This window comes from Pseudomonas sp. D4-21 (genome assembly GCF_051132125.1).
Lineage (GTDB): Bacteria > Pseudomonadota > Gammaproteobacteria > Pseudomonadales > Pseudomonadaceae > Aquipseudomonas.
The window spans coordinates 2,566,242-2,580,258 of sequence record NZ_CP071664.1; the positions used below are offsets into that span (position 1 = coordinate 2,566,242).

General features: G+C 62.0%; 12 protein-coding genes. 5 read left to right on the forward strand and 7 right to left on the reverse strand.

Annotated elements, in window-relative coordinates; translation table 11 throughout:
- Positions 1 to 14 precede the first annotated feature (14 nt).
- Positions 15 to 743: a siderophore-iron reductase FhuF gene (gene fhuF, locus J3Q04_RS11575; RefSeq protein WP_434606037.1), complete on the reverse strand. Its 729-nt coding sequence runs from the start codon at positions 741 to 743 to the stop codon at positions 15 to 17.
- Positions 744 to 942: 199 nt separating this feature from the next.
- On the opposite strand from fhuF, the gene J3Q04_RS11580 reads away from it, so the two are divergent.
- Together J3Q04_RS11580 and J3Q04_RS11585 are read left to right on the forward strand one after the other, a co-directional pair.
- Positions 943 to 1,146, forward strand: a complete 204-nt coding sequence (locus J3Q04_RS11580; RefSeq protein ID WP_420763725.1) for an MbtH family protein — start codon at positions 943 to 945, stop codon at positions 1,144 to 1,146.
- Positions 1,147 to 1,194: 48 nt separating this feature from the next.
- On the forward strand, positions 1,195 to 2,625 hold the full coding sequence (locus J3Q04_RS11585) for a diaminobutyrate--2-oxoglutarate transaminase (RefSeq protein ID WP_420763726.1): 1,431 nt from the start codon (positions 1,195 to 1,197) through the stop codon (positions 2,623 to 2,625).
- 153 nt (positions 2,626 to 2,778) lie between these two features.
- Here the strand turns inward: J3Q04_RS11585 and J3Q04_RS11590 are convergent, their stop codons facing one another.
- From J3Q04_RS11590 to J3Q04_RS11600, 3 genes are read right to left on the reverse strand one after another with little or no spacing between them, the layout of a single operon-like run.
- Positions 2,779 to 3,705, reverse strand: a complete 927-nt coding sequence (locus J3Q04_RS11590; protein WP_420763727.1) for a sugar ABC transporter substrate-binding protein — start codon at positions 3,703 to 3,705, stop codon at positions 2,779 to 2,781.
- Between the two features lie 59 nt (positions 3,706 to 3,764).
- Entirely contained in the window at positions 3,765 to 4,556 is a 792-nt protein-coding gene (locus J3Q04_RS11595; protein WP_420763728.1) for a TIM barrel protein, read from the reverse strand.
- The gene (locus J3Q04_RS11600) at positions 4,553 to 5,575 is read right to left on the reverse strand and encodes a Gfo/Idh/MocA family oxidoreductase (protein ID WP_434606034.1); all 1,023 of its coding nucleotides are present in this window, start codon (positions 5,573 to 5,575) and stop codon (positions 4,553 to 4,555) included. The genes J3Q04_RS11595 and J3Q04_RS11600 overlap by 4 nt, the downstream gene beginning before the upstream one ends.
- A 179-nt stretch (positions 5,576 to 5,754) precedes the next feature.
- Here J3Q04_RS11600 and J3Q04_RS11605 point away from each other — a divergent pair, with 179 nt between their 5' ends.
- Positions 5,755 to 7,755 (forward strand): sigma-54 interaction domain-containing protein, encoded by a 2,001-nt coding sequence (locus tag J3Q04_RS11605; protein ID WP_434606032.1) that lies wholly within the window; start codon positions 5,755 to 5,757, stop codon positions 7,753 to 7,755.
- Between the two features lie 20 nt (positions 7,756 to 7,775).
- Here J3Q04_RS11605 and J3Q04_RS11610 read toward each other — a convergent pair whose 3' ends face one another.
- Complete coding sequence (locus J3Q04_RS11610) at positions 7,776 to 9,077, reverse strand: SDR family oxidoreductase (protein WP_434606030.1); 1,302 nt, start codon at positions 9,075 to 9,077, stop codon at positions 7,776 to 7,778.
- A 147-nt stretch (positions 9,078 to 9,224) separates the two neighbouring features.
- Here J3Q04_RS11610 and treA point away from each other — a divergent pair, with 147 nt between their 5' ends.
- A complete protein-coding gene (gene treA, locus J3Q04_RS11615; RefSeq protein WP_434606028.1) occupies positions 9,225 to 10,829 on the forward strand; it encodes an alpha,alpha-trehalase TreA in 1,605 nt (534 codons plus the stop codon).
- A gap of 61 nt (positions 10,830 to 10,890) precedes the next feature.
- Entirely contained in the window at positions 10,891 to 11,808 is a 918-nt protein-coding gene (locus tag J3Q04_RS11620) for a LysR substrate-binding domain-containing protein (protein WP_434606026.1), read from the forward strand.
- A gap of 65 nt (positions 11,809 to 11,873) precedes the next feature.
- On the opposite strand, the gene leuD is transcribed toward J3Q04_RS11620, so the two are convergent.
- Both leuD and leuC read right to left on the reverse strand, forming a co-directional pair.
- The gene (leuD, locus tag J3Q04_RS11625; RefSeq protein ID WP_434606024.1) at positions 11,874 to 12,479 is read right to left on the reverse strand and encodes a 3-isopropylmalate dehydratase small subunit; all 606 of its coding nucleotides are present in this window, start codon (positions 12,477 to 12,479) and stop codon (positions 11,874 to 11,876) included.
- Between the two features lie 3 nt (positions 12,480 to 12,482).
- Positions 12,483 to 13,904 (reverse strand): 3-isopropylmalate dehydratase large subunit, encoded by a 1,422-nt coding sequence (leuC, locus tag J3Q04_RS11630; RefSeq protein WP_434606022.1) that lies wholly within the window; start codon positions 13,902 to 13,904, stop codon positions 12,483 to 12,485.
- Positions 13,905 to 14,017: the final 113 nt, after the last annotated feature.

Below are 14,017 nucleotides of genomic sequence, written 5' to 3' on the forward strand. Positions count from 1 at the left end.
CGCGATCAGACGCTTCAATGCTGCCGCTTGCATTCATCGAGGGGGCAACTGCTGCAATAGCCGACGCTGGGAAGGCGATACCGAATGCAGCAGATTCGCCGCAGGCGCTGCGGCTCTTCCTCGCCGATATCGTGGTAACGCACGGGGGCGAACAGCGGGTTGCGCCGACCATCGGGGCGCAGGCGGGCAGTGAGGATTTGCCGGGCGGGCAGGGTGCTCTCGGGATTGGCCAGCGGATGCAGGTCGATCCGCGTGGTGACGAATTCGAAGGTGTTGCCGGCATTGCTCCAGAACAAGCGGGGCGATGCGCGGCTGACACTGGCCAGCGTGTCGATGACCGGTTCCAGGTGTTGTTCGACCAGCGTATGGAACCGTTCAAAGGCTGTGCATTCGGGCAGTGGTTGCCCGGCGTCGCGAACATGTAAGGCCTGTGGCCTGGCGTCGTCGCCGAGTTTCAACCCAACATCGTTCAGAGCGACTGGCAGGTCCCGTTGCAGCAACAGGTTGGCGCCCATCACCGGCGCGAGGAAGGTACTGAAATACCACTTGGACCACAGCGACACCAGGGCCAGGCGTTCATCGGTCTTGTAGCGCGCCAGCAGCTCGTCGACGAACTGACTGAACGTCTCGCGCTGGAAGAACAGTTCCACCGACAGAACGGTAGGCGAGTGGCTGCGCAGTTGCAGTTTTTCTTCGAAGGCCGCGAGCGGCCCGGTGAACAGCGGAGCAAGGCTGGGAATCATTGACTCATCCGTGACCGCGAATTGAGAGACGTTATCGTCCAGAAGGGGCGAAGTATAAACAGCGCACCACCGTCTTGCGACTTCTCGTGGGTGTTGAAGCAGGCAAGCCATGTAAGATTTATAAAATATTAATGAGAATCGATACTATTAGTATTGTATCGTAGCGATCTTTCCCGTCATGCCAGTCAAGGAGCAAGCAATGAGTTTGGATAGCCCGGATACGCGGTTTCTGGTTGTCGTCAACGAAGAGGAGCAGTACTCGATCTGGCCGGACTACCGCAGTGTGCCCGATGGCTGGCGCACCGTAGACATGCAGGGCAGCAAGGAAGAGTGCCTGGCCTACATCGAGAAAGTCTGGACCGACATGCGCCCACTGAGCCTGCGCCAGGCAATGCAGGCATAAGGACAGGGCTGATCGCCCACGACAGCGTTCTCATCTCAGGGAGTCAAAATGGAAAGTGTCCAGCCCCGCTCATCATCCAGCGCCACCTTCACGCTGGAGCAGTTCCGCCAACAGGCGCCTCGCGAACTGAATACCAATCCGTACCTGCAACGCCAGGCGGCCCGGGAATCGAATGCGCGTTCATACCCGCGACGCATCCCGCTGGCCCTGCAAGAGGCTCACGGCCTTTATGTTCGCGACACGCAGGGGCAATTGTTCATGGACTGTCTCGCCGGCGCGGGAACCTTGGCGCTGGGCCATAACCACCCGGTGGCCATTGCGGCGATGCGCCAGACGCTCGATTCCGGCTTGCCCTTGCACACCCTGGACCTGACGACGCCGGTCAAGGATCGCTTTGTCGAGGACCTTTTCAATGCCATGCCGGAAAACTTCGCGCGTCACGCGCGCATACAGTTTTGCGGGCCGACGGGTGCAGATGGCATCGAGGCGGCCCTGAAACTGGCGAGAATCGCCACCGGGCGTAAGCCGATCCTGACGTTCTCCGGCGGCTATCATGGCATGACCCTGGGGACATTGAGCCTGATGGGCAACCTGGGGCCGAAACAGGCGCTGGGCTCGCTGATGGCCGACGTGCAATTCCTGCCGTACCCTTACGACTACCGTTGTCCGTTCGGCATCGGTGGTGAAGCTGGCATCGATGCCGGGCTGCACTTCATCGAACAACTGCTGAGCGACCCGGAATCGGGCGTGTTGCCGCCGGCGGCAGTGGTCGTGGAGGTGGTGCAGGGCGAGGGCGGGGTGATCCCGGCACCGGTACGCTGGCTCCAGGGCTTGCGCCAATTGACTCGCAAGTACGGCGTGGCCCTGATCATCGACGAAGTGCAGACCGGCCTGGGTCGTACCGGCAAGCTGTTCGCTTTCCAGCATGCCGATATCGAGCCAGACATTCTGGTGCTGTCCAAAGCCATCGGTGGCGGCCTGCCACTGGCGGTGATGGTCTATCGCGAAGAGCTGGACACCTGGAAGCCCGGTTCCCATGCCGGCACGTTCCGTGGCAACCAGATGGCGATGGCTGCAGGTGCCGCGACATTGCGCCATATCATCAGCGAAAACCTGCCAGAACATGCCGATGCCATGGGGCAGCGCCTGATGGAGCAACTGCGCCAGTTGCAGGGCGACTACCCTTGCCTGGGCCAGGTGCGCGGTCGGGGGTTGATGGTGGGCGTGGAAGTCGTCAGCGACACCCCGAGCGACAGCCGTGTTCCTCCGGCGGACACCGCATTGGCCCAGGCCATCCAGCGCCAATGCCTGCGCCTGGGTGTCATCCTGGAACTGGGCGGGCGTCACGGCGCCGTGGTGCGATTCCTGCCGCCGCTGATCATCCAGGCCGACGAGATTGATGTGCTGGTCGAACTGTTCCGTGTTGCATTGAACAACGCCCTCGCCGAGACCAAGGGCCGAGCGTTGCACATCGCTTGATCCAGCGCTGTTCACTCGTGGCGAGGGAGCTTGCTCCCGCTGGGTCGGTCCGACGCTTCGGGCGCAGCGGCCCCAAAATCTTGCGGCTGCTACGCAACCGAGCGGGAGCAAGCTCCCTCGCCACGGAGCCATCATTTTTCTCAGGTGATACTGCTACTTGTAACGCTGCTCGAACACCGCCAGTTGTTCAGGCTTGATCAACTGGAAGGGCACCCAGACTTCTGTCTCGACCGGCTCGCCCTTGATCATCTTGATGGCTGCCTGCACCGCGCTGGTCGCCTGGGCCTTAGGGTCCTGGAATACCGAGGCGACTAGCATCCCGCGCTTGATCGCCGCCAGGCCGTCCGGCAAGCCGTCAATTCCGACAATCGCAACCTCGCCCTTGGCCTTGCCGGATTGTTGCAAGGCCATGGCCGCACCGATGGCCATCTCGTCATTGTTGGCGACGATGGCATCGAACCGGCTGCCGGCGAGCAACCAGTTGCTGGTCAGGTCCATGCTCTTGTTGCGTTGCCACTCGGCACTCTGCTGCTCGACGATCTTGATGCCGGGAAAGTCCTTGAGCACTTGCTTGACCCCTTCGGTGCGGTCGTGGGTAGCGTTTTGCGCGAGGTCACCCATGATGATCGCCAGGTTGCCTTTGCCGCCGAGCTTTTCGGCGAGGTAACGCATCTGCAATTGGCCAGCCTCGATGTCATTGGACGCCACCGTGACCACCCCTTTGGGCAGCGTACGCTCGTCCGGGTGCCGATTGACGTAGACCAGTGGCGTCTTCGCCTCGACTGCGGCACGGGTGATATTGGCGGTGGCGGAGGTGTCGACCGGCAGGACGATGACCGCGTCCACTTTCTGGTTGATGAAGCCCTGGACCTGGTTGAGCTGGCGAACCACATCGCCCTGGGCGTCCTCGAACTGGATCTGGACGTTGTCCTTCTTGGCGGCCTCGTCCAGGCCGTTACGCACATAGGTCATGAAGTTATCGTCGACCCTGGCGATGCTGACGCCGATGCGATAGTCGGCGGCGGCCCATTGGCTGAAGAGCAGGAGCAGCGTGGCGAACAGCAGTGTGCAACGACGCATGATGGTTTTCCTTTTGTTGTTATGGAGTGAACGTCATCAATAAATGTTCTGCACGGGCCTTACCCATCCAGCGTGAAGGCCCGCCTGAATCGCTCAAGCGCCCGCTCGCTGTCTCCGCTGGCCCAACCTTCGAGGCCGACTACACCGCTGTATCCCATGCCGGACAACGCCCTGGCAATCGCCGGATAATTGATTTCGCCAGTGCCGGGCTCCATGCGGCCAGGCACATCGGCGACTTGGATTTCACCGATGGCGCCGCCGGCGCGCTGGATCAGTTCGGTCAGGTTTCCTTCGCCGATCTGCGCGTGATAGAGGTCCAGGTTCATTTTCAGATGCGGGCTGCCTACGGCTTCGATCAGCGCCAGGGTGTCGTCGGCGCGAGCGAAAGGCGTGCCCGGATGGTCGACTTCGGTGTTCAGGTTTTCCAGCAGGAACACACGGCCGGCGTCTTCCCCCAGGCGGGCGATTTTTTCCAGGGTCTTGCAGGCGCTCAACCACATGCGGCCGGTGGCCTGGGCCACGGGTTTGACCGGCAGACCCTGGTCCCCCAGGCCGGTGCCGTGCAGGTTCAGGCTCGGGCAATTCAATTGCGCGGCGACACCCAAGGACTCCTGGGCACTGTCCAGCAGTTGCCGGATGTCCTCGGGGTCGGTGAGGTTGCCCGTGATGTAGCCGGTCATCGAGGTAAAGTCAGCGCCCGTCGCGGCGAGGGCAGGGATGTCCTTGGTCGTCCAGTTCCATATCTCGACGCTGAAGCCCAGCGCATGGATGCGTTTGACGCGTTCGATAAAGGGCAGGTCGAGGAACACCATCTCCGCGCTGACCGCCAGCTTGAACGGTACGAGACTCATGACTGCGCTCCTTGGACACGCACCGCTTTGCCTTGCTGGAAAGACTCGATACAGGCACGGGCAATCGCCAGCGCGGCCCGGGCGTCCTCACCGCTGGCTAGGGGCTTTTCACCGCTGCGTACGCAATTGACGAAGTGATTGAGCTCGGTCACGTAGGCGTCACGCAGCAAGTCGGTGTCCATGCGCTGGGTATCGGCCTGGACGCCACTTGCCAGGTAGCGCAGCAAGTCGCTGTCGTTGACGCTGCCCATGGTCAGCATGCCGGCGCTGCCGAACACTTCGCCGCGGACGTCATAGCCGTAGACCGCCTGGAAGTTGGCCTCGGCCGTGGCGATGGCGCCGTTGTCGAATCGGATCGTGACCACCGCCGTGTCGAGGAACCCTTTGTGTTTGAAGTCCGGCGCGATCAACGCGTCGGCCATGACGAACACCTCGACCGCTTCGGCACCCGGATTGAGGTAGCGCAGGGTGTCGAAGTCGTGGATCAGCGTCTCCAGGAAAATGACCCATTGCGGCGAGGCGGCGGGATTGTTCAGCGCCGGGTCGCGGGTCAGCGAACGCAGAAGCTGTGGCGTGCCGATTCGGCCGGCGACCACGTCCAGGTGCGCGGTGCGGAAGCTCTTGGCGAAGCGCCGGTTGAAGCCGACTTGCAGCGTCACCCTCGCATCGGCAGCGGCGGCAATGGCCCGATCGGCTTCCTCCAGCGTGACGGCCATGGGTTTTTCGCAGAAAACGCTTTTGCCCGCCTGCGCCGCGCTGATCACCAGTTCGGCGTGGCTGCGAGCTGGCGCGGCGATCAGCACCGCGTCGATATCCGGGTCATTCAGCAACTGTTGTGGATCGGTATGAACCTTCCCTACGCCCAGTTCTGCGGCTAGGCGCTCGGCCTGGCCGGGGGTAGGATCGGCAATGGCGGCAAGGTATGCGCCGGGGATGTGGCGAGCGGCGGTCAGGCCGTGAAAGCTGCCCATGCGACCCGCACCGATAAGACCCAGGCGGACGGTTTTTGACGTACCCATGAAAGACTCCCTTTTATTGTTGTTCGCGACTCGTCGTCGGTGCATTGCCGGGAGCAAGGGCTGTGCCAATTGTTAACAGACTGAAAGTAAAGGGTTTTATTGGTGCTTTGTGGTTGCATGTGTCCATTTAGAAGACATGCCTATACTGACATGTCAAAAGCATGTACATAGAGACCGCCATGAACACACAGCCGATGACGTTGAGCGTTGAAGACCGTGATTACCTGACTGCCCTGGGGCCTGCGTCATTGAATGGCGGATCAAGCCCGGCGCTGGATGAAGCCTGGCGAGCCTGCTTGAGCGGCGTCACCGAGCGCCCTGAAGGTGTCCGGCAGGTTATCTGGAGTTCCTGGCAGCGTAGCGTCGATGCCGGCCTCGACTCGGCAGACGGCGAGTACCGTTTTGTCTCGCCTGCCGAGCTGACCGCCACACTGGCGGCGAATCGACTGTTGATCGCCGCGGCGGCGCAGGTCATGCGCGGCCTGCTTGCCTACAATCCCAACGGGCATATCAACCTCACGGATGCCCAGGGCACCACCTTGTACTTCTGTGGCTTGGACCTCACACCCATCGGCAGTCGCTTGCTTGAATCGGTACAGGGCACCAATTGCACCGGTCTGGCGCTGGTTGAAGACCGCTTGGTATACGTGCTGTCTGGCGAGAATTTCGGCGCCGGCCTGCGCCAGCGGCAGATGCATTGTGCCGCCGCGCCCATCCGCGATGCCCATGGCCGGACCCTGGCCATGTTGACCCTAACGGCCGAGCCCGGCTGGTTTCACTTCCACACCTTGGGCACCGTCCAGGCTGCAGCCGAAGCTGTTTCCAGGCAAATGGCGCTGCAAGCGTTGCTGGAAGAACAACAAACGGTTTTGGAAGTGCTCAACGAGGGCTTGGTCGTATTGGACGAAAAAAACGATATCAAGGCCCTCAACCATTACGCCCGGCAATTGTTTCGTGTCGACCCTGCCTGGCTGGGCAAGCCGTTCCAGAGCCTGGGCCAGACCGAACTGAGCGATGAAATCCTGCGCAGGGCCGGGGAAGGAGTACGGGACCTGGATTGTACGTTTGAGCTACACGATCGCAGCCACCTGGCCTGCCTGGTGTCGGTCTGTCCCCTGGCGCAGGGCGGTCGCATTGTTTCATTGCGCGAGAACCGGCGCATCCGCGAGATTACCCGGCGCATCATGGGTACCCAGGCCAGCTATACCTTCGAAACCATCCAGGGCCATTCACGCGCCATCCAGGACGCATTGCACCTGGCTCGAATCGCGAGCCGCAGCGATTCGACTACGCTGATTCTCGGGGAGAGCGGCACCGGCAAGGAACTGTTTGCCCAGGCCATCCACAATGGCAGCGAGCGTTGCGGCGGACCTTTCGTTGCGGTCAATTGCGGGGCCATTCCTCGCGACCTGGTCCAGAGTGAACTGTTCGGCCATGTCGAAGGCGCGTTCACCGGATCGGTGCGTGGCGGTTCGGCGGGCAAGTTCGAATTGGCTGACGGCGGGACGATCTTTCTCGACGAAATCGGCGACATGTCATTCGATGCTCAAGTCAGCTTGCTGCGTGTCCTGCAGGAAGGCGAAGTCACTCGGGTGGGGGCGAAAAAATCGTTGCGGGTGAACGTGCGCATCATCGCTGCGACCCATCGCAACCTGAGCCAGGCCGTGGCCGAAGGGGCTTTTCGCGAAGATCTTTATTACCGCCTCAACGTGCTGGGCCTGACGGTGCCGCCCTTGCGCATGCGCCGCGAAGACGTGCCGATGCTGGCACGGCATTTTCTTGCGCGTTGCGCCCGGTCGCTGCGAAAACCCATGCGCGACCTGTCCCCGGAGGCGCTGGAGCTCTTGGGCGCCTACCACTGGCCGGGCAACGTCCGTGAGCTGGAAAACGTCATTGAGCGCGCGACCAACCTGGCTGGTACCGAGCTGATCCAAGCGAGTGATCTTGCGTTGGAGATCAGGCAGGGAGGACAGCCAGCGGCCCGGCATTTTGCCCCCGAGCCGCGGGCAGCCGTGGATCTAGGTACCCATGAAATGAATGCGATCATCGCGGCCCTCAGGGACACGCGGGGCAATATCCGCCTGGCCGCCCGGCAGTTGAACGTTTCCCGTGGCGGTTTGTACAACAAGATGAACCGATTCGGGCTCAAGGTGGAAGCGTTCCGTTCGGGATTGGCCTGAGCCAATACCCTGACGCCGCTTCAGCGACGACTTCGTTCCCGACCCAGCGCCACCAGGCACCCACCAATCAACAATGCGGCGCCCGCCACCAGCAGGGGCGCGGATCGCCGCGTCGGCTTGCGCCAACCGCCATCGACACGTCGCTGGCCGCTGGGCGGGGAGAACAGGTTTCCGGAGGATGAAGCCATTGCCGGGCTGCGATCCAGGCCCCGGCGTGTCAGCCAGCCGGAAAGTTGCGCAAACCCGGGCACAAGAAAATGCGCCATCCTTGCCAGTGTCGCGGCGCTGCCCACGGTGGTGGTGGGCTTGGGGTTGAGTGCGCAACTGACCATCGCCTCGGCGACGCGATGGGGGTCGTAGACCGGTGGTGGTGGCTTCAGCGCGTGGCCGGTGAAGTTGGCGCCATCGCGAAAACCCGGCGTATCGATGACCGCGGGATAGATGTCGCAGACGTGGATGTCCCGGTATTCCCCCAACTCACCGCGCAAGGCTTCGGACAACCCGCGCAGTCCGTACTTGCTGGCGGAATAGGCGGCGGCGTAAGGCTGGGCGACCCAACTGCCTAACGACAGGGTATTGATCAGGATGCCGCGTTGTTGCTTCTTGAAATACGGCCAGGCCACGTAGGCGCCGCGCAGGTAGCCAAGTAAATCGGTTTGCAGGACCTGCTCATGCACATCGAGCGGCGTCTGCTCGAAGCTGCCTACCGCACCCACGCCGGCATTGTTGATCCAGATGTCAATGCGACCGTCACCGAACGTTGCGGCTTCGGCGGCAAGCGCCTGCATTTGCTCACTGCTGGTGACGTCTGTGCACACCGCCAACGCGTCGGCTCCCTGGGCCTGGCATTGGGCAACGACCTCATCGAGCGCCGCACGGTCGCGTGCCGCCAGGACCAGGCGTGCGCGCTGCCTGGCAAACGCCTGGGCGGTGGCGCGGCCGATCCCGCTCGAAGCGCCGGTGATGACCACCAGTTTCTCCGACAAGGGATACGACGTCGTCTTACGGCTCGGGGCGGTTTCGCCTGTCGACTGATGGATCTCGGGCTGCATGGGCGAAAGCTTCAGGCGCACCCCGTCCGCCATGATCAGCGTCAGGTCCTGGACGGTGCCGGCGACCCTGTCCGGGTACACCGGCTCGCCCTCGGGGTCGAGTTGGTCATAGACAAACTTTTCGCCCTCCAGCCAGCCCACCGCGGTGTTCAGTTCTGGGCCCAGGTAATACTTTCCATCAAGGAAAAAGCCGGGGAAATGTGGCGCTCGCTCGACGCTTTCGACGGCATAGCGTTCGCCCGTCCTCATTCCGGTTGCCGGGGAAATCATGATCAACACCTCCGCTCTGTTGGTTCTGCGATAGAGAGCGAGGGTGAAACGGGGGTTCCATTGAAATGAGGAAAGGAAGTTCGAGTGAACCGAGGCTCATTTTCTTCAGTCATTGCTGTAGGAAGTGATCACATCAAGGAGCCTCAGATGCGTTCTGTTTATCTCGCCAGCCTGTCCTTCACCGCGTTGTTGTGCGCAGCATGCTCAAGCCAATCGCCTGCGACATGGAGCTACGAGGACGCGCGAAGGCGCACCCCCGTGCCGCCCGACCAGGCCTATCCCGAATTGTTTGAGGCGGTGCAAGGCAAACAGTTGTTCACTGACCAAAAACACTTCGTCGATGCGCTGCCCAAGCGCGACCCCTCGCAGATTCGCGCCGATTACCTGGCCCGCCGCGACAGTGCCGATTTCGATCTCAACGGGTTCGTGAAGGACAACTTCGTCGAGTCAGGCCAGGCTGAGAGCCCTACCCCAAAACCCGGCGCGCCGATCAAGGAACACATCGACAATCTCTGGCCGGTGCTCAGCCGAACCTACACCGAGGTTCCGCAATACAGCAGTCTATTGCCGTTGCCGCAGCCCTATGTCGTGCCAGGCGGGCGTTTCCGAGAAATGTATTACTGGGATTCGTATTTCACCATGCTGGGGTTGGAGCAAAGCGGTGACCAGACGCAGGTTCGCCAGATGGCCGACAACTTTGCCTACATGATCGACACCTACGGCCACATTCCCAACGGCAATCGCACCTACTACCTGAGCCGATCGCAGCCGCCATTCTTTGCCTATATGGTGGAATTGCAGGCGCATATCGAGGGCGAGCAGGCCTACGGGCGTTACCTTGGGCAACTGCAAAAAGAATATGCCTACTGGATGGAAGGGGCGCAGACCCTCAAGCCGGGTGAGGCTGGGCGACACGTCGTCAAGCTTGCCGATGGCAGCGTGCTCAACCGCTATTGGGACGCCAGCCCCACGCCTCGTCAGGAGTCGTGGCTGCAGGACGTCAAGACCGCTGAACAGGCAGCCGACAGGCCCAAGCAAGAAGTCTGGCGCGACTTGCGCGCAGGCGCTGAAAGCGGCTGGGATTTCAGTTCCCGCTGGCTGGGAGACGGTAAAAACCTGGCGACCATTCGCACGACCTCCATCGCACCCGTGGACCTGAACAGCCTGATGTATCACTTGGAGCGCACCATCGCCAAGGCCTGTGAAACGGTGCGGAACACGCCGTGTACCCAAGCCTATGGGCAACGGGCCGAGCAACGCCAGCGCGCCATCGAGACGTACCTGTGGAACGCCGAAGGCGGCTATTACGTGGACTACGATTGGCAGCAGAACCGGCAGCGCCCGGCACTCACTGCCGCGACGCTGTTCCCGCTCTATACCGGCCTGGCTTCCAGCGAACGCGCCAACCGCACTGCCGACGCCGTGCGCAAGGGCTTGCTGCGTCCCGGCGGCATCGCCACCACCCAGGTCAATAACGGCCAGCAGTGGGATGAACCCAATGGCTGGGCGCCCCTGCAATGGGTGGCGGTCGAGGGGTTGGAGCGCTACGGCCAAACCGACCTGGCCAGGGAGGTTGGCAGCCGTTTTCTGCAACAGGTCCAGGATCTCTACCGCAAGGAAGACAAACTGGTCGAGAAGTACGACTTGTCCGGCCAAGGCGACGGTGGGGGCGGGGGCGAGTATGAATTGCAGGATGGCTTTGGCTGGACGAACGGCGTGACGCTTAAATTGCTGGGCAAATACGGCGGTTGAGCCGGGCCGCTTCAGTGCTATTCTTCGCGAAATTGCGAAGAATAGCGCTGCGGTAGAGCCGATGAACACAACCCGTGATCAATTCCCCTTGCCGGAGGACCTGAAGGTCTTTCTGACTGTCGTCCGAAAGAATGGCTTTGCCAGCGCGGCCGAGGCATTGGGCTATTCACCGGCCTATATCAGCAAGCGCATCTCGGTATTGGAGTCGACGCTCGCTACCCGACTGCTGCATCGCACGACCCGGCGCATCGCATTGACCGACGACGGCGAGCGCGTGCGGGTGTGGGCCGAAAAGCTGCTGGGGGATTTCGATGAGTTCGTCGGTGAGATCGCCCGGGCTCGCCATCAGCCCACCGGCTCGTTGCATATCTGCAGCAGCTTTGGTTTCGGCCGCAACCATGTCGCGCCGGCAATCGGCAAGCTGTCGCAGACGTATCCTGGCCTCGACATCCGGCTGGATGTGTTCGACCGCGTCGTCGATATCGTTGGCGAGGGGTTCGACCTTGAGATCCGCGTCGGTGATGACCTGCCAGGGCAGCACCTGGGCCGCAAGCTGGTGAGCAATCGACGCGTGCTCTGCGCAGCCCCCGGGTATCTGGAACGACGGGGCACACCGCGTTCGCTCGATGACCTCAAGGACCATGATTGCCTGGTGCTCAAGGAGCGCGACAACGCCTTCGGCATCTGGACCTTGAGCAAGGATGGGGTGCAGGAGACTGTGCGCATCGGCGGCCCGTTGTCATCCAACAGCGGCGAGATTGTCCTGGAGTGGGCGTTGAGCGGCGGCGGGATCCTGCTGCGCTCGATGTGGGACGCCGGGCCCCTGCTTGAACAGGGGCGGTTGGTTCAGGTGCTGCCGGCGTATTCGCAAAGCGCCAACGTCTGGGCGGTGTACCCGACCCGGCTCAGTCAGTCGGCGAAGCTGCGGGTTTGCGTTGAATTTCTTGAGACATGTTTTCGGGACTTGTCGGCTGGGTAGAAGAGCAGCACCGCTTTCGCGAGCCGGCTCGCTCCCACAGTCTTCCTCAGTGGTTGGACGTTACGCTACAGCCAGGGATTTTCCGCGAGGTGCCGGCTTTCGAAGCGGCGTATCTGGTCTGCACGTTGAAGGGTCGTGCCAATGGCATCCAGGCCGAGCAGCAAGGATTGCTTGCGCAGCTCGTCGATCTCGAAAGAAATTACCTCACCGTCCGCCAATCTGATCTGTTGCGCCGGCAGGTTAACGCTGATGCTGGCGGTTTCGGCGCGGCTGATCGTCTGCGCGAGTCTCTTGAGTTGCGCTTCGGGCAATTGAATGACCAACACCCCGTTACGCTGGCAATTGTCATAGAAGATCCCGGCGAAGCTGCTGCCGATCAACGCCCGGATGCCCACTTGCTTCAAACCCCACACCGCATGTTCGCGGCTTGAGCCACATCCGAAGTTCTCCCCCACCACCAGGAACGTTGCGCCGCGCCAGCCCGGTTTGTTGAGCACGAATTCAGGATTGGGATCGCCGTTACCCAGCCACTTCAAGTCGAAGAACAGGCCACGGTCCAGCCCGTTGCGGTCGATGCCCTTGAGGAACTGCTTGGGCATGATCACGTCGGTGTCGATGTTGGCGGCCAGCAGCGGGGCGGCGGTGCCAGTTACAGTATTGAAGGGTTGCATGCTTCAGGCCTCCGGCAGCAGTGAACGAACATCGGTCAAATGACCAGCAATCGCGGCGGCGGCCACCATGGCCGGGCTCATCAAGTGGGTGCGCGCGCCGGCGCCCTGGCGTCCTTCGAAGTTGCGATTGGTACTGGAGGCGCAGCGATCCCCAGGGGTGAGCACGTCATCGTTCATCGCCAGGCACATCGAACAGCCGGATTGGCGCCATTCGAAACCGGCTTCGCGAAATATTGCCGCCAGGCCTTCTTCTTCGGCCTGTTCGCGCACCATGGTCGAGCCGGGCACGATCATCGCGCGCACATGGGCGGCAACGTGCTTGCCCTGTACGACACGCGCCGCATCGCGCAAGTCTTCAATCCGCGCGTTGGTGCACGAGCCGATGAAAGCATGGTTGATGACCACGTCGGCGAGCGGCATGCCTGGCGTCAGACCCATGTAGTTGAGGGCACGCTGCAGGCCTTGGCGCAGGATCAGGTCGGGTTCTGTCGCAGGGTCGGGTACCTGGCTTCCGATCGGTGCAGCCTGGTCAGGGCTGGTGCCCCAGGTGACCATGGGTTCCAACGCGTCGACATCGAGCGTCACTTCCCGGTCGAACACCGCGCCTTCATCGCTGTGCAGGGCTCGCCATTTGGTCACGGCCCGTTTCCACAGCTCGCCCCTGGGAGCGCGGGGCTTGCTTTGCAGATAGGCAAAAACCTTGTCATCCGGCGCCATGAACGCGCCCCGGGCGCCGGCTTCCACGGCCATGTTGCAGATGGTCATGCGGGCTTCGACGCTAAGGGCGGTGATTGCCGGGCCGGTGAATTCGATCGCATAACCGGTGGCGCCCGAGGCGCCGATCCTTTCGATCAGCGCCATGATGATGTCCTTGGCGGTGACACCTGCCCCAAGCGTGCCGTTGACCGTGACGCGCAGGGTTTTCAGGCGCTTGTAGACCAGCGTTTGCGTAGCCAGCAGGTGTTCGATTTCAGACGTGCCGATGCCAAAACCAAAGGCCCCCAACGCGCCGTATGTCGTGGTGTGGCTGTCGCCCGCGGCCACCACCATACCCGGCAGGATGAAGCCTTGCTCGGGGGCGACGACGTGCTCGATGCCCTGACGTTTGTCCAGCACGTCGAACAGTTCGATGCCAAAGTCCCGGCAGTTTTCTGCGAAGTACGAGACCTGCCGGGCGCCGCCGGCATCCGGCATGGCTGCGATGCGCTGGGGCGCCGTCGGGTTGACGTGATCGACCACCGCCAGCGTCGCGCTCGGCCGCCAGACGCTGCGGCCGTTTTCACGAAGGCCGCTGAAGGCTTGCGGGCTGGTGTATTCGTTGGCGACCTGGCGGTCGATGTACAACAGCACATGGCCCTGATCGTCCAACGGGCAAACGGTATGGCTGTCGATGTGCTTTTGATAGAGCGTTCGGGGGCTGTTCATGCAGGCGCTTCTTCATTTTTGGCGGGGCTGCCCACAGCATATTGACTGCCGGCGTCGCATCAAGAGCCCCGCGGTGAAGGCGTTGCACACGGATTGTGATCAATCATGACGAG